The sequence below is a fragment of the Mycobacterium rhizamassiliense genome (assembly GCF_900157375.1).
GTDB classification, from domain to species: Bacteria; Actinomycetota; Actinomycetes; order Mycobacteriales; family Mycobacteriaceae; genus Mycobacterium; species Mycobacterium rhizamassiliense.
This window is the reverse complement of the sequence record NZ_LT721901.1, coordinates 292,695-309,871: the sequence shown is the minus strand read 5'-3', so window position 1 is coordinate 309,871 and position 17,177 is coordinate 292,695. Positions and strand designations below refer to the sequence as shown.

General features: G+C 69.8%; 19 protein-coding genes and 1 pseudogene. 9 read left to right on the top strand and 11 right to left on the bottom strand.

From position 1 onward, the window contains the following. The first annotated feature begins 158 nt into the window (after positions 1-158). Positions 159-374, top strand: coding sequence for a biotin/lipoyl-binding carrier protein (locus MRAB57_RS01540; RefSeq protein WP_067833296.1), 216 nt, complete (start codon positions 159-161; stop codon positions 372-374). Positions 375-392: 18 nt separating this feature from the next. Continuing rightward, positions 393-1,895: a sensor histidine kinase gene (locus MRAB57_RS01535; protein ID WP_077085988.1), complete on the top strand. Its 1,503-nt coding sequence runs from the start codon at positions 393-395 to the stop codon at positions 1,893-1,895. Positions 1,896-1,957: 62 nt separating this feature from the next. Here MRAB57_RS01535 and whiB1 read toward each other — a convergent pair whose 3' ends face one another. Together whiB1 and MRAB57_RS01525 are read right to left on the bottom strand one after the other, a co-directional pair. After that, positions 1,958-2,212: a transcriptional regulator WhiB1 gene (gene whiB1 / locus MRAB57_RS01530; protein WP_007168139.1), complete on the bottom strand. Its 255-nt coding sequence runs from the start codon at positions 2,210-2,212 to the stop codon at positions 1,958-1,960. A 287-nt stretch (positions 2,213-2,499) separates the two neighbouring features. Continuing rightward, positions 2,500-3,468, bottom strand: coding sequence for a diacylglycerol/lipid kinase family protein (locus MRAB57_RS01525; protein ID WP_077085987.1), 969 nt, complete (start codon positions 3,466-3,468; stop codon positions 2,500-2,502). A 93-nt stretch (positions 3,469-3,561) separates the two neighbouring features. On the opposite strand from MRAB57_RS01525, the gene MRAB57_RS01520 reads away from it, so the two are divergent. Next, positions 3,562-3,993 carry a hypothetical protein gene (locus MRAB57_RS01520; protein WP_077085986.1) on the top strand — a complete coding sequence of 144 codons (432 nt, stop codon included), beginning with the start codon at positions 3,562-3,564 and terminating at the stop codon, positions 3,991-3,993. Here the strand turns inward: MRAB57_RS01520 and MRAB57_RS01515 are convergent. The 3 genes and pseudogenes from MRAB57_RS01515 to MRAB57_RS01505 all read right to left on the bottom strand — a co-directional run bounded on the left by MRAB57_RS01515 (position 3,945) and on the right by MRAB57_RS01505 (position 6,125). Continuing rightward, positions 3,945-4,426: pseudogene (locus tag MRAB57_RS01515) on the bottom strand (N-acetyltransferase family protein). The gene MRAB57_RS01520 and the pseudogene MRAB57_RS01515 sit on opposite strands and share 49 nt — an antisense overlap. Next, the gene (locus MRAB57_RS01510) at positions 4,423-5,523 is read right to left on the bottom strand and encodes an isochorismate synthase (RefSeq protein WP_077085985.1); all 1,101 of its coding nucleotides are present in this window, start codon (positions 5,521-5,523) and stop codon (positions 4,423-4,425) included. The pseudogene MRAB57_RS01515 and the gene MRAB57_RS01510 overlap by 4 nt, the downstream one beginning before the upstream one ends. Further along, the gene (locus MRAB57_RS01505; protein WP_077085984.1) at positions 5,520-6,125 is read right to left on the bottom strand and encodes an acid phosphatase; all 606 of its coding nucleotides are present in this window, start codon (positions 6,123-6,125) and stop codon (positions 5,520-5,522) included. Before MRAB57_RS01505 ends, MRAB57_RS01510 begins: the two co-directional genes overlap by 4 nt. 82 nt (positions 6,126-6,207) lie before the next feature. Here MRAB57_RS01505 and MRAB57_RS01500 point away from each other — a divergent pair, with 82 nt between their 5' ends. Further along, positions 6,208-7,008 carry a ParA family protein gene (locus MRAB57_RS01500; RefSeq protein ID WP_077085983.1) on the top strand — a complete coding sequence of 267 codons (801 nt, stop codon included), beginning with the start codon at positions 6,208-6,210 and terminating at the stop codon, positions 7,006-7,008. Between the two features lie 12 nt (positions 7,009-7,020). On the opposite strand, the gene MRAB57_RS01495 is transcribed toward MRAB57_RS01500, so the two are convergent. Further along, positions 7,021-8,247, bottom strand: coding sequence for an Rv3212 family protein (locus MRAB57_RS01495; RefSeq protein WP_077085982.1), 1,227 nt, complete (start codon positions 8,245-8,247; stop codon positions 7,021-7,023). A gap of 14 nt (positions 8,248-8,261) precedes the next feature. Next, positions 8,262-9,833 (bottom strand): DEAD/DEAH box helicase, encoded by a 1,572-nt coding sequence (locus MRAB57_RS01490; protein ID WP_077085981.1) that lies wholly within the window; start codon positions 9,831-9,833, stop codon positions 8,262-8,264. A 239-nt stretch (positions 9,834-10,072) separates the two neighbouring features. Here MRAB57_RS01490 and MRAB57_RS01485 point away from each other — a divergent pair, with 239 nt between their 5' ends. Then, complete coding sequence (locus MRAB57_RS01485; RefSeq protein ID WP_077085980.1) at positions 10,073-10,768, top strand: ferritin-like fold-containing protein; 696 nt, start codon at positions 10,073-10,075, stop codon at positions 10,766-10,768. A gap of 59 nt (positions 10,769-10,827) precedes the next feature. Here MRAB57_RS01485 and MRAB57_RS01480 read toward each other — a convergent pair whose 3' ends face one another. Further along, the gene (locus MRAB57_RS01480; protein WP_083743273.1) at positions 10,828-11,589 is read right to left on the bottom strand and encodes an MmpS family transport accessory protein; all 762 of its coding nucleotides are present in this window, start codon (positions 11,587-11,589) and stop codon (positions 10,828-10,830) included. Positions 11,590-11,766: 177 nt separating this feature from the next. Here MRAB57_RS01480 and MRAB57_RS01475 point away from each other — a divergent pair, with 177 nt between their 5' ends. Beyond that, a complete protein-coding gene (locus MRAB57_RS01475) occupies positions 11,767-12,036 on the top strand; it encodes a DUF3107 domain-containing protein (RefSeq protein WP_077085978.1) in 270 nt (89 codons plus the stop codon). On the opposite strand, the gene fasR is transcribed toward MRAB57_RS01475, so the two are convergent. Beyond that, on the bottom strand, positions 12,023-12,709 hold the full coding sequence (gene fasR / locus MRAB57_RS01470) for an HTH-type transcriptional activator FasR (protein WP_077085977.1): 687 nt from the start codon (positions 12,707-12,709) through the stop codon (positions 12,023-12,025). The two genes, MRAB57_RS01475 and fasR, sit on opposite strands and share 14 nt — an antisense overlap. Positions 12,710-12,895: 186 nt before the next feature. Here fasR and MRAB57_RS01465 point away from each other — a divergent pair, with 186 nt between their 5' ends. Genes MRAB57_RS01465 through MRAB57_RS01455 form a run of 3 tightly spaced genes read left to right on the top strand, consistent with a single transcriptional unit; the run spans position 12,896 to position 16,022 of the window. After that, positions 12,896-13,930 carry a DUF3152 domain-containing protein gene (locus MRAB57_RS01465; RefSeq protein WP_077085976.1) on the top strand — a complete coding sequence of 345 codons (1,035 nt, stop codon included), beginning with the start codon at positions 12,896-12,898 and terminating at the stop codon, positions 13,928-13,930. 21 nt (positions 13,931-13,951) lie between these two features. Continuing rightward, positions 13,952-15,130, top strand: coding sequence for an adenylyltransferase/sulfurtransferase MoeZ (moeZ, locus tag MRAB57_RS01460; RefSeq protein WP_108637858.1), 1,179 nt, complete (start codon positions 13,952-13,954; stop codon positions 15,128-15,130). A 37-nt stretch (positions 15,131-15,167) separates the two neighbouring features. Then, positions 15,168-16,022, top strand: a complete 855-nt coding sequence (locus tag MRAB57_RS01455; protein ID WP_077085975.1) for a TIGR02569 family protein — start codon at positions 15,168-15,170, stop codon at positions 16,020-16,022. A gap of 6 nt (positions 16,023-16,028) precedes the next feature. On the opposite strand, the gene MRAB57_RS01450 is transcribed toward MRAB57_RS01455, so the two are convergent. Both MRAB57_RS01450 and MRAB57_RS01445 read right to left on the bottom strand, forming a co-directional pair. Continuing rightward, a complete protein-coding gene (locus tag MRAB57_RS01450) occupies positions 16,029-16,334 on the bottom strand; it encodes an MGMT family protein (RefSeq protein ID WP_077085974.1) in 306 nt (101 codons plus the stop codon). Between the two features lies 1 nt (position 16,335). Further along, positions 16,336-17,121, bottom strand: a complete 786-nt coding sequence (locus MRAB57_RS01445) for an alpha/beta fold hydrolase (RefSeq protein ID WP_077085973.1) — start codon at positions 17,119-17,121, stop codon at positions 16,336-16,338. Positions 17,122-17,177: the final 56 nt, after the last annotated feature.

The window sequence follows — 17,177 nt, the reverse complement described above, 5'->3', positions numbered from 1 at the left end:
AGTTTCGGGCGTCCGGCGCCCGTAGGGTTCCTCACAGTCTCTCATGACGCGTTTCACGTGCCGCTGTCTGATCGGGTCTTGTGGTTCGATATACATGAGCTGAAGAAAGCCTGGACCAGCAGCCAGCATGCGACGTGGCCCGAAAGAGTGGGGTGAAGATGGCCGAGGATGTTCGAGCCGAGATTGTGGCCAGCGTGCTCGAAGTCGTTGTCAACGAGGGCGACGAAATCGGTAAGGGCGACATTGTCGTGCTGCTGGAGTCCATGAAGATGGAGATCCCTGTGCTGGCCGAGGTCGGCGGCACCGTGAGCAAGGTGAGCGTCGCCGTCGGCGACGTCATCCAGGCGGGCGACTTGATCGCCGTCATCAGCTAGTCGTTGCACCCGTAATCGATGTCCACTCTCGGTGATCTGCTTGCCGAGCACACGGTGCTGCCCGGCAACGCCGTGGACCACCTGCACGCGGTGGTCGGGGAGTGGCAGCTGCTGGCCGACCTGTCCTTCGCCGACTACCTGATGTGGGTGCGCCGCGACGACGGCGTGCTGGTGTGCGTGGCGCAATGCCGCCCGACGACCGCGCCCACGGTGCTGCAGAGCGACTCGGTGGGCAGCGTGGTGGCCGCCGACGTACTGCCACTCGTCACGCAGACCTTCGCCTCGGGTGCCGAGCAGCAGGAAAGCACTGCGGGGCAAGCGAATTCGTGGCAACTGCCCGGGTCCAACGTCGCGGCCACCCCGGTGCGATACGCCGACCAGGTGGTGGCGGTGCTCACCCGGCACCAAACCACGCCGGCGGCCGACCAGAACCCCGGCCACCTGGAGACCGCCTACCGCGAGTGCGCCACCGATCTCGTACACATGTTGGCGCAGGGCACTTTTCCCGATGTACGCGACGTGGCGATGTCGCGTTCCACGCCGCGGGTGGGGGACGGGTTCATTCGTCTCGACGTCGACGGGGTGGTCGCCTACGCCAGCCCCAACGCCCTATCGGCGTATCACCGCATGGGGCTGACGACCGAGCTCGAGGGCCACAACCTGATCAGGATCACGCGGCCGCTGATCTCGGACTCCTTTGAGGCACAAGAGGTTGCAGAACACGTGCAGGACCTGCTGGCCGGCGGCAAGAGCATGCGGATGGAGGTCGACGCGGGCGGCGCCACGGTGCTGCTGCGGACCCTGCCGCTGGTGGTGGACGGGCGCAGCGCCGGTGCGGCGATCCTGATCCGCGACGTCACCGAGGTCAAGCGGCGGGACCGGGCCCTGATCTCCAAGGACGCCACGATTCGCGAGATCCACCATCGGGTGAAGAACAACCTGCAGACCGTGGCGGCCCTGCTGCGCCTGCAGGCTCGCCGCACCGCCAATGCCGAGGGCCGCGAGGCGCTGAACGAATCGGTGCGCCGGGTGTCGTCGATCGCCCTGGTGCACGACGCCCTGTCGATGTCGGTGGACGAGCAGGTCAACCTCGACGAGGTCATCGACCGGATCCTGCCGATCATGAACGACGTGGCGTCGGTGGACCGCCCGATCCGGATCAACCGGGTCGGCGATCTCGGCGTGCTGGATTCCGATCGGGCGACGGCGCTGATCATGGTGATCACCGAGCTGGTGCAGAACGCGATCGAGCACGCGTTTGATCCGGCCGCCCAGGCGGGGTCGGTGACGATCCGCGCCGAGCGTTCGGCGCGCTGGCTCGACGTCGTGGTGCACGACGACGGGCGCGGGCTGCCCGAGGGATTCAGCCTGGACAAATCCGACAGCCTCGGGCTGCAGATCGTGCGGACGCTGGTGGCCGCCGAGCTCGACGGCACGCTGGGCATGCGCGCTGCGCCGCGGCGCGGCACCGATGTGGTGCTGCGGGTTCCGATCGGCCGGCGCGCCCGATTGCTGTTGTGATCCCGACGCAACAGTGCGGCCCCGACAGATTGTCGGGGCCGCACTGTTAACGGAAGCTGTGGTCAGACTCCGCTGCGGGCCTTCGTCCGGGCGTTGCGACGCTTCAGTGCACGCCGCTCGTCTTCGCTCATGCCGCCCCAGACGCCCGAGTCCTGGCCGGTGTTCAGAGCCCAACTGAGGCAATCTGTGGTCACCGGACACCGATTGCAGACCAGTTTCGCGTCAGCGATCTGCGCGAGCGCCGGGCCGCTATTCCCTACCGGGAAAAACAGTTCCGGATCCTCGTCGCGACAGACCGCCTTGTGGCGCCAATCCATAAGTAGTTACTCCTCAACTATGTGCGCAGCACAGCGCACTCGCGTTTGTCTTCGGCTCTTAACGCTTGCACGGCAGAGGTCAGTAAACCCGTACCCCTACGACTTTCCTGCATGCAACCTTTCGATCGTTTCACAGGCCCAACAGATGTCAATAGCGTGCGTTCGTCCGTGTGCTATCTCACTTTGATCACGCCGTAGCCGAGCCCTAACACCGTTGTACTACACTCGCCGGTTACTCTCACGGATTTATTCGTCACACCGCCGGCTCACGCGGCTTTTCTTCCAGCTCAGAATGGCTTTTGGTGGGGCGGGGCGGCGACCGCTAATACGTCGCGAACGGCCCGGAAAGTCATGCTCTCGCGCAGGCCCAGGTACTCGCCGTCGAACTGGCTGGCGACCGGCACTCCTGGCGAGCTGATGCGCAGGCAAGCCGCGTCGTCGTCCCGGACCAGTTGCTTGGCTTGAGGATTCGGCCGCTTGGACAACAGCTGGCTCAGCAGCCGCAGCGTCGGGATCGTCTTCATTTCGGTGACGGCGAACACGCCGAGGCCCGTTTCGAAGCTGCAGCCGGGGTTGGTCACCATCGGCCGGCTGTTGCTGTAGGTCCACGGCGTGGTGTTGGACACCCAGGCGAAATTCACGCCCTCCACCGGGTCGCGCCCGGGCAGCTCCAGGGTGAGGCTGGGGGCGCGGCGGCTGTAGCCGATGGTGATGGGAATGGCGACGCGCCAGTACCGTAACGGCGTCACCTTGACGCCCTTGTTGCGCTGGGCCTCCACCCCCGCGACCACTTCAGCATCGACGCCCATGCCCGCGTTGATCACCGCCCACCGGTCGCCGCAGTCGATCAGGCTGATGCGGCGCCACTTCTGCGAACGGCGGTAGTCGTCGATCAGCTGAATCAGCTGATTGGTGGCGGCGACGGGGTCACGCGAGATCCCCAGCGATCGCGCCAGCACGTTGGCCGAGCCGCCGGGCACCACCGCGATTGCGGGCAGCTGTCCCGTCGGCGCCGTCGGACCGGGGCGGCCGAGCAACCCGTTGACCACGCCGCTCACCGTGCCGTCGCCGCCGTGCACCACGACCAGATCGATGCCGTCGGCGACGGCCTTCTGCGCGAGTTCGACGCCGTGACCGCGATGGGTGGTGTGTTCGACGGTGAGCTCGAGACGGCTCTTGAGGGCGTGTGCCAGGAGATCGCGGCCGGCCGCAGTGGTGGAAGTCGCCGTTGGGTTCACGATCAGCACCGCGCGCATGATGGATGAGCTTATGCGGGGTCGCTATGCCCCCGCTGTGGGGGAAGGGCCCGCACGCCCGGGACGCCCGGGCGCCGTGACTACGCTGACGCTGTGACCGCCCCCGCCCCATCCGTCGTGCGAGGCGCGGGATTGCTCGTCGCGGTGCAAGGCGCGGCCGCGCTGGTGATGGCCGCAGTGCTGGTGGTGCGTGCGATCGCCGGAGTCGACCAGCACGTGGTCAACGGCCTGGGCACGGCGGCCTGGTTCGTCGTGGTGGGCGGCGTGGTGCTGGCCGCGGGCCGCGCGCTGACGCTCGGCAAGCGCTGGGGCCGCGGGCCGGCGGTCTTCGCCCAGCTGCTGCTGTTGCCGGTGGCGTGGTACCTCGGGGTGGGCTCGCGCCAGCTGGCCTTCGGGATTCCCGTCGCCGTCGTGGCGCTCACCGTGCTGGGCCTGTTGTTCAGCCCCCCGGCGCTGCGCTGGGCCGCCGGCGGCGATCAGCGCGGTCCGGCCAGCTCGTCCAACGGCGGCCCGGACAGCCGGTAGGTCGTCCATTCCCGTTGCGGCACTGCGCCGATGCCGTCGTAGAGCGCGACGGCGCCCGAGTTCCAGTTCAGCACCGCCCACGACAGTCGGGTGTAGCCGTTGTCGACGCATTCGGCCGCGAGGGCCGCAAGCAGCGCGCGGGCAAGGCCGCGACGGCGAACCTGTTGCGTACGAACAGGTCTTCCAGGTAGATCCCGGCGACGCCATCCCAGGTGGAGAAGCTGAGGAACCACAACGCCATCCCGGCGACCTCGCCGTCGACCTCGGCGACGTGCCCGAACACCGTCGGGGCAGCGGCGAAAAGCGCCGCCGTGATCTGGGTTTCGGTGACGGTGCACTGGTCGGGGGCGCGCTCGAATTCGGCCAGCCCGTGAATCATGTCGGCGATGTCCGCGGCGTCCGACGGGGTGACGCGGCGGATGGTGTGGCTCAACGCTGCACTCCCAGCGCGCGCAGGATGGTGGCGAATTTCGTTGTGGTTTCGTCGACTTCGGCGTCGGGATCGGATTCGGCGACGATGCCGCCGCCGGCGTGCGCCAGGGCCGTGCGGCGGTCGGCCGACAGCTGCGCGCAGCGGATGGACACCACCCAGCGGCCGTCGCCGCCGGCGTCGCACCAGCCGACGGCGCCGGCGTAGAAGCCGCGGTCGCCCTCCAGCTCGGCGATGAGTTCGGCGGCGGCCTCGGCCGGAACTCCGCCGACCGCCGGCGTCGGGTGCAGCGCCAGCGCTAGATCGATTGCGGTGGTTGATGTTTCACGTAATCGTCCGCTGATCGGTGTGCACAGGTGCCAGACCGCCGCGGTGCGGCTCAGGTCCGGTTCGGGCGCGATCGTCAGCTCGTCGCACAGCGGCTCCAGCGCGGCCCGCATCGCGTCGATGACCAGCCGGTGCTCGTGGCGGTCCTTGGCCGACGCCGCCAGCGCGGCGCCGTTGGCCGCGTCGAGTTGCGGGTCGACGGCGCGGGGGGCCGAGCCGGCGAACGGCTGACAGATCACCCGGTCGCCGGAGCGCGCGACCAGCAGCTCGGGGCTGGCGCCGATCAGGGCCGCCCCGGTGTAACCCTCGCCCGCGGCCGTCAGGTCGACGAGATAGCCGTAGGCGGCCGGATCCGCGGCGACCAGCCGGCGCAGGACGGCGCGGCCGTCCAGCGCGCCGTCGGCGGACAGCTGCAGCGTGCGGGCCAGCACCACTTTGCTCAGCGGGCTGCCCGGTGCGGTGAGCCGATCGCGGGCCCGCGCGATGCGGTCGCGATAGTCGGCCGGCGGCGGAACGGCGGCCGCGACGCGCACCGCCGGCAGCGGGCCCGTCGGCCAGTCGGGCAGCCCGTCGCGGCGGAGCACCGCGTCCGGCGTCAGCAGTGCGGCCGGCCTGCCCACGTCGAAAGGCAACGCGCCCAACACGATTGGTGCCGACCCCGTGCGCAGCGCGTGCTGCGCCGCTGCCACCTCGCTGTAGCGCGCTCGCACCCCGTCGGCGATCAGCGTGCCGGTCGGCCCGCTCAGCGCGAACGGCGGTTCTGCTGGGCTCACACGCCAGCGCTCGGTTGACCGGTCAGGCCCAGCGCGAGCAGTTGGCGCACTCCGTGCTCGAAGCCGCACAGCGCGATCGAGGCGGTGCGCATGCCGAACCGGCGGCCCTCGACGAGCGGCAGTTCGACCCAGCGGGTGATCACCGCGCGGGAGAAATGGCCGTGGCTGACGAACACTACGTCGTGCGATTCCATGTGCCGCAACGCCATCGCGACGGCCGCGTCCGCGCGGTCGCTGACCTGCGCAACGCTCTCGCCGCCGGGACATCCGTGCGTCCACACCAGCCAATCGGGAACCGTCTTGTGGATCTCATCGGTTGTGACGCCTTCGTATTCGCCGTAATCCCACTCGGCGAGCAGCGGGGACACCTCGTCGACGGTCAGGCCCGCCAGGTCGGCGGTGACCAGGGTGCGCTGCCGCGGGCTGCTGATCACCACCGGGCTGACGGGGTCCAGCCCGGCCAGCAAGGCGCCGGCCAGCTTGGCCTGCTGCCGGCCGTTCTCGGTCAGGTCGATTTCGGTGCTGCCGGTGTGCTGACCCGACAGCGACCACTCGGTCTCGCCATGGCGGAGCAGGAACAGCCGGTGCTTGAGCACGCCCATGTTCAGTGATTCTGCCGGACGACTCGCCGTGCCCGCAGAGGGAAGCCGTAGCACCCCGCCGAGAACGTGCCAGGATGGCAGGGTGAGTGACTTTCGGGTACTGGCGGTGGCCAACCAGAAGGGCGGCGTCGCTAAGACGACGACGGTCGCCTCGCTCGGCGGGGCGATGGCGAAAAGCGGCAAGCGGGTGCTGCTTGTAGATCTCGATCCGCAGGGCTGTCTGACCTTTTCGCTCGGCCACGATCCCGATAAGTTGCCGCTGTCGGTGCACGAGGTGCTGCTCGGTGACGTCGAGCCGAATGCGGCGCTGGTAGCCACCGTCGAGGGAATGACGCTGCTACCGGCCAACATTGACCTCGCCGGTGCCGAGGCCATGCTGCTGATGCGGGCAGGCCGCGAGTACGCGCTCAAGCGGGCGCTGGCCAAGCTGGACGACCAGTTCGACGTGGTGATCCTCGACTGCCCGCCGTCGCTGGGCGTGCTGACGCTCAACGGTCTGACGGCCGCCGACGAGGTGATCGTGCCGCTGCAGTGCGAGACGCTGGCCCACCGCGGCGTCGGCCAGTTCCTGCGCACGGTCTCCGATGTGCAGCAGATCACCAACCCGGAGCTCAAGCTGCTGGGCGCGCTGCCGACGCTGTACGACTCCCGCACGACGCACACCCGCGACGTGCTGCTCGACGTCGCCGATCGTTATCAGCTGCCGGTGCTCGCCCCGCCGATCCCGCGCACGGTGCGCTTCGCCGAGGCGAGCGCGTCGGGCTCGTCGGTGATGGCCGGGCGCAAGAACAAGGGCGCGGTCGCCTACAGCGAGCTGGCGAAGGCGTTGATCAAGCACTGGAAGTCCGGCAAGCCGCTGCCGACGTACGCCGTCGAGGTCTAGCCCGCGGGCGTATCAGCCCAGGGCCACCACGGTGTCGCCCCGCTGCTCGTACACGTGCGAACCCGAAACCGCCGGAACGACGGGCACTCCGGGCTGCTGGCTGCCGGGCGCCCGGTTCACCGGGATGTAGCGCTCGTTCGCGCCGCTGATCTGGTCGTAGACGCCGATCGCGCCGGTCACCGGGACCAGCAGTTTGCCGGCCATCATCGCCCCGGGACCCAGCGGCGCCGTAGTGTCGCCCGCGGCGATGGTGTAGCGCGGCGCCAGGCTGGTCGCGTCGAACACCAGCACCGAATCGCCCGTCCACCAGGTGACCGAGTTGCCCGCCAGCGACGCCACCGCCGCCGGCGACGGCGGCTTGGGCAGCAGGGTGGTCGACACCACCGTGCCGGTCTCGTCGAGCACGTCGACGCGCGGCTGCGGCAGCGGGACGTAAACCGCGGTGTTGTTCTCCCGCACCGCCACCACGCGGGCACCCGAATCCGCCTTGACGCCGGGTTCCGACACGGCGTGCTGGGCGGGCTCGTCGTCTTCCTTGCCGGGGCGCAACAACACCAGCCGCAGGTCGGCCTGGCTCTTGCAGCTCTCCAGCACCGAGACCGCCGACGAGCTGGCCGCCGCCGAGATCAGCCGGCACCCGGAGTGCAGGCCGCGCGACGACGGCTTCACCCGGGCGTCGGTCTCGCCGTAGGCCAGCATCCGGACCATGTCCGAGCGCCACAGCTCCAGGCGGGTGTCACCGGTCGATAGCACCGTCATGCCGTCGGAGGTGAGCCGGACGCGGGGATCGGCGTAGCTGCTGCGGGCGGCCCCGCGCCGGCCATTGGACCCGTCCAGCGTGCTGACCTGCCCGCAGCCGCGGTCGTCCTTGTAGACGGCGACGGCGTAGCGGTAGATCCAGGAGAGCCCGCACAGGTCGGCGTCGCGGGAGTAGCTCCAGCGCGACTGGCCCGTCGCGGGATCGCGCCCGTCCACCCTGCGGCCGTTGCCGGTGGCGATCGTCCCGCTGATCACGAGCGGCGCCGTGGTCGCGGGGCTGGCGGCGGTCCACAACTGCGTGAGGGTCGCCGGCACTTCCCTGGCCGGGGTGGGGTTGGGCGCCGGGATGGCGGCGGGCCGGCTGATGGTGGCCCGGGCGTCGCTCGTCCACCAGATCAGCGACGCCACCGCGGCGACGACAATCGCGATCGCCGCAGCAGCCAGCAGGTCACCCTTGGTGCGGCGTTCGGGTTTGACCATGCGCCGGAGCGGACTCAGTTGGCGGTAGTGCCGGCGGCGGCGCTCTCCGCCGGCTTGCGGCGACGGCGGCGGCGGGGGTTGGCCCCGCCTGCTGCGTTCGGGCCGGCCCCGTCACCAGATCCGGCCGCCTGGGGTGTGTCCGCGGCGGCGTCGCCGTTGCTGCTCGCGGGCGCGCCGCCGGCGGGGTGGCCGGTGACGGGCTCGCCGGCACGGGTACGCCGGCGCCGGTTGCCGGACCGGGCGCGCGCGGGCTTGTCGCCCTCTTTGCGGTCCGAGTTGCGGTGCGAGCCCTCGCCGCGGCCCGCGCTTTCGGTGACGCGGCGCTTGACCGGCGACTTGCGCGCCGTGCCGACGGTGCCTTTCGCCTCGCTCGGGATGCCGAGCTCGGCCTTCAGGTGCGCGGAGTTGGAGTACGTCTCGGCCGGGTCGGGGATGCCCAGGCCCAGCGCCTTATCGATCATCGCCCAGCGGGGCATGTCGTCCCAGTCCACCAGCGTGACCGCGATGCCGGTCTTGCCGGCCCGGCCGGTGCGCCCGATGCGGTGCACGTACGCCTGTTCGTCCTCGGGGGTCTGGTAGTTGATGACGTGGGTGATGTCGTCGATGTCGATGCCGCGGGCGGCGACGTCGGTGGCCACCAGCACGTCGACCTCACCGTTGCGGAACGCCTTGAGTGCCTTCTCCCGGGCGATCTGCCCGAGGTCGCCGTGCACGGCGCCGACCTTGAAGCCGCGCTCGGCCAGCTCGTCGGCGACCTTCTGCGCGGTGCGCTTGGTACGGGTGAAGATCATCGTCGCGCCCCGGCCCTCGGCCTGCAGCACCCGGCTTACCAGCTCGACCTTGTCCAGCGCGTGGGCGCGGTAGGCGAACTGCTCGGTGGTGTCGTGGGTGGCCGCCGAGTGCGGCGCCTCGGCGCGGATGTGGGTGGGCTGGACCATGAACGTGCGGGCCAGCGTGATGATCGGGTCCGGCATCGTGGCCGAGAACAGCATCGACTGCCGGCCGGCCGGGATCTGCCGCAGGATGCGCTCGATGTCGGGCAAAAAGCCCAGGTCGAGCATCTCGTCGGCCTCGTCGAGCACCAGCACCGACAGGCCACCCAGCTGCAGGTGGCCCTGTTGGGAGAGGTCGAGCAACCGGCCCGGGGTGCCCACCACGACGTCGGCGCCGGCTCGCAGCGCCTCGATCTGCGGCTCGTAAGGGCGCCCACCGTAGATGGACACCACCGCCAGGCGGCGGCCCTCGTCGGCGATCAGGTACTTGGCCGCGGTGGCCAGGTCCTCGGTCACCTGGATGCAGAGCTCGCGGGTGGGCACGACGATCAGCGCCCGCGGGGCGCCGCTGAGCGGTCGCGTCGCGGCGCTGGCCGTAATGCGTTGCAGCAGTGGCACGCCGAACCCGAAGGTCTTGCCCATGCCGGTGCGGGCCTGGCCGATCACGTCGTCGCCGGCGAGCGCCAGCGGCAGGGTCAGTTCCTGGATGGCAAAGGGATGCTCAATGCCTTCTTCGGCCAGCGCGCGCACGATTTCGTCGCGGACGCCGAGTTGAGCAAAGGTAGTTTCGGTCGCGCTTGTGAGAGCGGTCATATGTGGTTGTTGTGCCTTTCGGTGACATGGAGTTTTTCGGTGTTCTCGATTGCGGTCACGCGCGCACGAATTCCGACTCCAAGTCGCCGAGTCGCCGGCCCTAATCTCAGGTGGGCCCGCTGTGCACGCACATTTCGCCGATGGCGGCGGTACGAAATACAGCCACTATCTATCTGCATGATAGCTGGTCGACAGTCGGCGCCCATCTTCTTCTCAATACGCCGACTAGAGTGAGGACCATGACTTCGGCCTCCTCCGCCGACCAGGTGGACGAATCGCCTACCTCACACGTGACCGCAGAACACCCCGGTGTGAACGAGCTGTTCGCGGTGCTCGCCTACGGTGAGGTGGCCGCGTTCTATCGCCTGACGGACGAGGCCAGAATGGCCCCCGACCTGCGCGGACGCATCTCTATGGCCAGCATGGCTGCCGCCGAGATGATTCACTACGAGCTGCTGCGCGACGCCCTGGAAAGCCGCGGCGTCGACGTCGTCACGGCGATGTCCCGGTACGCCGCGGCGCTGGAGAACTACCACCGGCTGACGATGCCGAGCACCTGGCTGGAAGCCCTGGTGAAGACCTATGTCGGTGACGCCCTGGCCGCCGACCTGTATCTCGAGATCGCCGACAGCCTGCCCGACGAGGTTGCCGACGTGGTGCGGGCGGCCCTGTCGGAGACCGGGCACTCGCAGTTCGTCGTCGCCGAGGTGCGCGCCGCGGTGACCGCCAGCGGCAAACAGCGCAGTCGCCTGGCGCTGTGGTCGCGCCGGCTGTTCGGCGAGGCGATCACCCAGGCCCAGTACCTGCTGGCCGACCACGACGAGCTGGTCGACCTGTTGATCTCCGGGGCGGGCGGCCTGAGCCAGCTCAGCTCGTTCTTCGAACGCCTGCAGCACACCCACGACCGGCGGATGCGCGAGCTCGGCCTGAGCTAGTCGCAGCGCGTGATCGCAAGCGCGGCGCAGCCGGGCGCAGCGGGTCACGGCCATCGGACTCAGCGCGTGCAGGTCGCCATCGGCGAGTTGTTGGTCGAGGCCACCACGACCTGGCCCTCGGCATTGACCACCGAGCAGTTCAGGTGGCTGTAAATGCTTTGCGCGATCACGGATTCGGTCGTCACGCCCGGGTTCAGCACCACCATCTTTGTCCACGGCAGCGAGACGTTGAACTCCGTCTTCGGGAAGCCCTGGGCGTCGGTGTAGACGATGTTCACCAGATCAAGCAGCTGCTTGGACCCGGCCACGCTGTAGAAGACGGTGCGCGGGCTCAGGGCGGCCGTCGGCGGCTGCTGCGCGGGCGCCAGGGCGCGCGGCGGCAGGTAGGTGGGCAGCGGCGCGGCGGTGATGGGTCCCGGGGGTGCCGCGATGGGCGGGGCCAGCGTGGTGACGGTCTCGGGTGACTGCTGGGGACCCCGCGAGGGCGCCGGGCTGGCCGACGCGCTGGGCGGGGTCATGGTGCGCGGCGCGGAGGTCACCGGCCGCGGGCCCGGCCCGATCGTGGCCTTCGTCGACGCGCTGTCGCCGCTGTTGATGACCACCGCGGTGGCGATGGCGCCGACGGCCACGACCACCCCGACGAACGCCGCGACCGGGCGCCAGCGGGGGTCCGACGGCCACACCAGTTCGCCGTAGCCCTCGTCCTCGTAGTCCGAGTCGGCTCCGGCGTAAATCTCGTCATCGGGGTAGTCATGGATGGGCTCGGTGACTAGGCCGTCGAGATCGTGCAGTGTGTTGCTGATGGTGCCGATGCTACGGATGGGAGACGACGGGCCGCGGGGCTGCGCGGCGGCGTTGACCCAGTTGGGAGCGAATCGTTATCGGCCGTCGACCTTGGCGGCACCCTCTGGGTCAGACTGCTCGGCGCGCGTCGATTAGCCTGCTGCTGACGCGTCTGGGACGAATCACAGGACGAACCACGAACGGAAGGGGCCACGGTGGAGGTCAAGGTCGGAATCACGGACAGCCCACGCGAGCTGGTGTTTCCCAGTGCGCAGACGCCCGCTGAGGTCGAGGAACTTGTCTCCGCCGCCCTGGGTGGGGGCTCGAACGTGCTGCGGCTGCACGACGAGAGGGGCCGCCTGTTCCTGATCAACACGGCCAAGATCTCCTACGTCGAGATCGGCGCCGCCGACAGCCGCCGGGTCGGCTTCGGGATCGGGATCGGCGCGGACGCCAAGGCCGGTAAGGGCGCTAAGAGCGAGTAAGCGGCACGTGTGACAGGCCGCCCCAGGCGAACGCCACGGTGCCGTCGACGGCGTCCGACTTGGAGATCGGGCGGTCGGAGTCCAGCCAGTAGCGGGCGCAGTCCACGCTGATGCCGACCAGCCCGACCGCGATCATCCTGGCGCGGTGCGGGTCCAGCCCGGAGTCGGCGCTGATCAGCGCGAACACCGCGTCGATGCACGATTCGGTGGCGGCGCGCACCTGCGTGGCGACCTCGGGCTCGGTGACGTTGTCGTTCTCGAAGATCAGCCGGTACCCCTGGCTGTCGTGCTCGATGAAGTCGAAGAAGGCCTGGACGGCCGAATGCAGCCGGCGCCGGTTGTCGGTGGTGGTGCTCAGCGCGTTCTGCACGCCCGAGACCAGGTTGTCGACGTGCCGGTTGAGCACCGCCAAATACAGCTCGAGTTTGCTCGAAAAGTGTTGGTAAAGAACGGGTTTGCTGACGCCCGCCCGCTCGGCAATCTCGTCCATGCCTGCGGCGTGGTAGCCGTGGTCGACGAAGACGTCGCTGGCGACGATGAGCAACTGGCCACGACGCTCGTCGCGGGGCAGCCTGTTGCCCCGCCTGCTGGCGGTCGCCACGCCGTCGGCCGACCGGCTGCGGTCGATCGGTTTGACGGCACGCCGGGGCGCTGCCTTGGCGATCTCGCTCATCGGGTCCTCATCTGATCGTGGCAACTGACCGCCGTTCCTGGAGCCAGCCGCGCCCTCGTCGCAACGACATTACTACCCGCAATGTCGTCAGGACTGGCATCGGCGGGCTGGCGGGACCGGTGTCGCGCCCCGGATGCTCGGGCGCGCCAGGGGCGCCCCCGCTGCCCGCTGTGCCATCCTGGGGCAATGACGTCCGACCGACCTGCGCGCGACGCCGGTCGAGCGCCCGTGCTGCATGACCAGTGGCGCGAGCCGCTTCGGGCCCTGCGCGACCCGATCGCACGGGACGCCGGACGGGTCCGGGCCGACCGCGAGCGGCCACGCCAATGGCGCAAGCAGACGTGGCTGGGGCGATTCATCTCGACCTACGGCTGGCGGGCCTATGCGCTGCCCGTGCTGCTGGCGCTGACCGTGGTGATCGGCTACCAGACGGTGACCGGGGTGGGCACGTCGAAGCCGGCCGCCAGTCAGCCCATTCAGGGCCCGCCCGTCATCGGTGCGGTGGGCACCGCCATCCTCGACGCGCCGCCGCGTGGGCTGGCCACCTTCGACGCGAACCTGCCCGCCGGGACGCTGCCCGACGGCGGGCCGTTCACCGAGGCCGGCGACAAGACCTGGCAGGTGGTGCCGGGCACCATGCCGCAGGTCGGCCAGGGCACCGCCAAGGTGTTCAAGTACACCGTCGAGATCGAAAACGGCCTCGACCCCACGATGTTCGGCGGCGACGACGCCTTCGCCCAGATGGTCGACCAGACGCTGGCCAATCCCAAGGGCTGGACGCACAATCCGCAATTCGCCTTCACCAGGATCGACGGCGCTAGCGGGGTCAAGCCCGACTTCCGGATCTCGCTGGTGTCCCCGGTGACGGTGCGTGAGGGCTGCGGCTACGAGTTCCGGCTGGAGACCTCCTGCTACAACCCGGTTTTCGGGCCCGAGAAGCAGGCGCGGGTGTTCATCAACGAGGCGCGCTGGGTGCGCGGGGCGGTGCCGTTCCAGGGCGACATGGGCTCGTACCGGCAGTACGTGATCAACCACGAGGTGGGCCACGCCATCGGCTACGTGCGCCACGAGCCGTGCGACCAAAACGGCGGCCTGGCGCCGGTGATGATGCAGCAGACGTTCTCCACGTCCAACGACGACGCCGCGAAGTTCGACCCCGAATACGTCAAGGCCGACGGCAAGACCTGCCGCTTCAATCCCTGGCCGTATCCGATCGCCTGACCTCGGCCTAACCTCGGTGGTGTGCGAATTTCCTTGCCGCCGCTAGTCGAGCCCGCCGGCGAGCTGACCCGGGACGAGGTGGCGCGCTACAGCCGGCATCTGATCATTCCCGACCTGGGTACCGACGGGCAGAAGCGGCTGAAGAACGCCCGGGTGCTGGTGATCGGCGCCGGCGGCCTCGGCGCGCCGACGCTGCTGTACCTGGCCGCCGCCGGCGTCGGCACGCTCGGCATCGTCGACTTCGACGTGGTCGACGAATCCAACCTGCAGCGCCAGATCATCCACGGCACCGCCGACGTCGGGCGGTCCAAGGCCCAGTCGGCGCGCGACTCCATCGCCGCCATCAACCCGCTGGTGCAGGTGCGGTTGCACGAGGTCCGGCTGGACGCCGGCAACGCCGTCGAGCTGTTCGGGCAATACGACCTGATCCTCGACGGCACCGACAACTTCGCCACTCGGTACCTGGTCAACGATGCCGCGGTGCTGGCAGGCAAGCCCTACGTGTGGGGCTCGATCTACCGCTTCGAGGGCCAGGTCTCGGTGTTCTGGGAGGACGCCCCCGACGGGCGGGGCCTGAACTATCGCGACCTGTACCCCGAGCCGCCGCCGCCCGGCCTGGTCCCGTCGTGCGCCGAAGGTGGCGTGCTGGGCATCGTCTGCGCCTCGATCGCGTCGGTGATGGGGACCGAGGCGATCAAGCTGATCACCGGGATCGGCGAACCGCTGCTCGGCCGGCTGATGATCTACGACGCGCTCGAGATGAGCTATCGCACGATCACGGTCCGCAAGGACCCGTCAGAGGCTTTCCGGCCGAGGATCACCGAGCTGGTCGACTACGAGGCGTTCTGCGGCGGGGTGCCGGACGCGACGGCCCCGGATTCGGCGATCACCCCGCGCGAGTTGCGGGCGCTGCTGGATTCGGGCGCGAACCTGGCCCTGATCGACGTCCGCGAGCAGGTCGAGTGGGACATCAATCACATCGAGGGCGCCCAGCTGATCCCGAACTCGTCGATCAGCTCCGGCGAGGGCCTGGCAAAGCTGCCACACGACCGCAAGGCCGTGCTCTACTGCAAGACCGGCGTGCGCTCGGCCGAGGCGCTGGCGGCGGCGAAGAAGGCCGGATTCACCGATGTCGTGCACTTGCAGGGCGGAATCGTGGCCTGGGCGCAGCAGATGCAACCCGACATGGTCATGTACTAACCCGATACCCCCACTGGGCTCCATTACGCTAACCCTCGTGAGTGTCGAGCCGCCGCCGGAGCACGTGCTAGCGGCGTTCGGCTTGGCAGGGGTGAAACCCGTCGCGCTGGGCGCCAGTTGGGAGGGCGGCTGGCGCTGCGGCGAAGTCGTGTTGTCGACCGTCGCCGATCATGCCCGCGCGGCGTGGTCGGCGCGGGTGCGCGAGACGTTGTTCGTCGACGGCGTGCGGCTGGCCCGGCCGGTCCGCTCGACCGACGGACGCTACGTCGTCTCCGGATGGCGCGCGGACACGTTCGTCGCGGGCACCCCGGAACCCCGGCACGACGAGGTCGTCTCGGCGGCGGTGCGGCTGCACGAAGCCACCGGCAAACTGGAACGCCCGCGATTCCTGACCCAGGGGCCGACGGCACCCTGGTCGGACGTCGACGTGTTCATCGCCGCCGACCGCTCGGCGTGGGAGGAGCGGCCGCTCGCCTCGGTGCCGCCCGGCGCGCGCACCGCCCCGCCGCCGGCCGACGGTCAGCGCTCGGTGGAGCTGATCAACCAGCTCGCCACCCTGCGCAAGCCGACCAAGAGCCCCAACCAGCTGGTGCACGGGGACCTTTACGGCACAGTGCTTTTCATCGGCACCGCCGCGCCGGGGATCACCGACATCACCCCCTACTGGCGGCCGGCCTCATGGGCCGCGGGTGTGGTCGTCGTCGACGCGCTGTCCTGGGGTGAGGCCGACGACGGCCTCATCGAGCGATGGAACGCGCTGCCGGAGTGGCCGCAGATGTTGTTGCGCGCGTTGATGTTCCGCCTGGCCGTGCACGCGCTGCATCCGCGCTCGACCGCCGACGCGTTCCCCGGGTTGGCGCGCACCGCCGCCCTGGTGCGGCTGGTCCTCTAGACGCCTTTAAGCGTCCGGAAACTCGTAGCGAACCTCGCTGAGCGCGATCCGGCCGTCGTTCGCCAGCACCCCCTCGGCGCGCAGCAGTTCCAGCTGCCGGGTGGTCAGATGGTGGGCCGGGCGCCCCGATGCCGTGATCACCCGGTGCCAGGGCAGGTCGGACGAGTCGGTGCGCATGATCCAGCCGACGATCCGCGGGCTGGAAAGCCCTGCGACAGAGGCGATGTCGCCGTAGGTCGCGACGCGGCCCGACGGTATGGCCGCCACCAGCGCGCGCACCCGCTCGACCTGCTCGTCGGTCACCGGCGCCATGTCAACCGGCCGCCAGCAGCTTGCGCGCCAGCGCGGCGACCTCGGTGGGCATCGCGGCGGGCACCATGTGGTTGCACTCGAACGTCAGGAATTCGAACTCGGATCCCGAGCGTTGCCGCAGCCCCGCCACGAGTTCGTCGCCGACATACGGCGGCGATGTCCACGCCGCGCGCACCAGCGTGGTCGGCATGCCGGGCGGGGGCAGCACGAGGTCGCGGGCCAGCTCGCTCCAGTAGGACATCATCGCCGGCACGCTGACCCGCCAGCCGTACCGCCCGCCGGGCAGCTCGACCAGGTGCTCGTCGAGCTCGGAGTCGAGCACCGCGGAATCCACGTCGGCCCAGGAGCCGTTGGCCTTCTCCGCCCGCGCCTCGGCGGGATCCGGATAGTCGGGGGAGGAGAACATCGCCTCGGCGATCTCGCGCATCCAGCCGCCGTCCAGGCCGACCGCGGGGTCGAGCAGCAGCAGGGCCGCCACCCGGTCGGGCCGGGCCGCGGCCAGATGCATGGCCAGCCCGCCACCGAACGAATGCCCGACAACCAGCACCGGGCCGCCCGCATCGGCGTCCAGCAGCGCGCTCAGCGCCGCGACGTTCGCGTCGATGCTCCACGGCGCGGCCCACGACGACCGCCCGTGGCCGATGAGATCGGGTGCGGCGATGGCGATTTCGGGCAGGTAGTCGGCAAGCTGCTGCCAGCGCTGCCCGTGGCCGGTCAAACCGTGCAGGGCGAGCATCCGCACCGGGCCGGGCGGACCGAAGCGGTGCACGTGAAGGTCGGGGCTCACGCGTCGATGATGCCAGGTTCCGATGCCGGCCTGCGGCTGCACCAAACTTGTCGGAC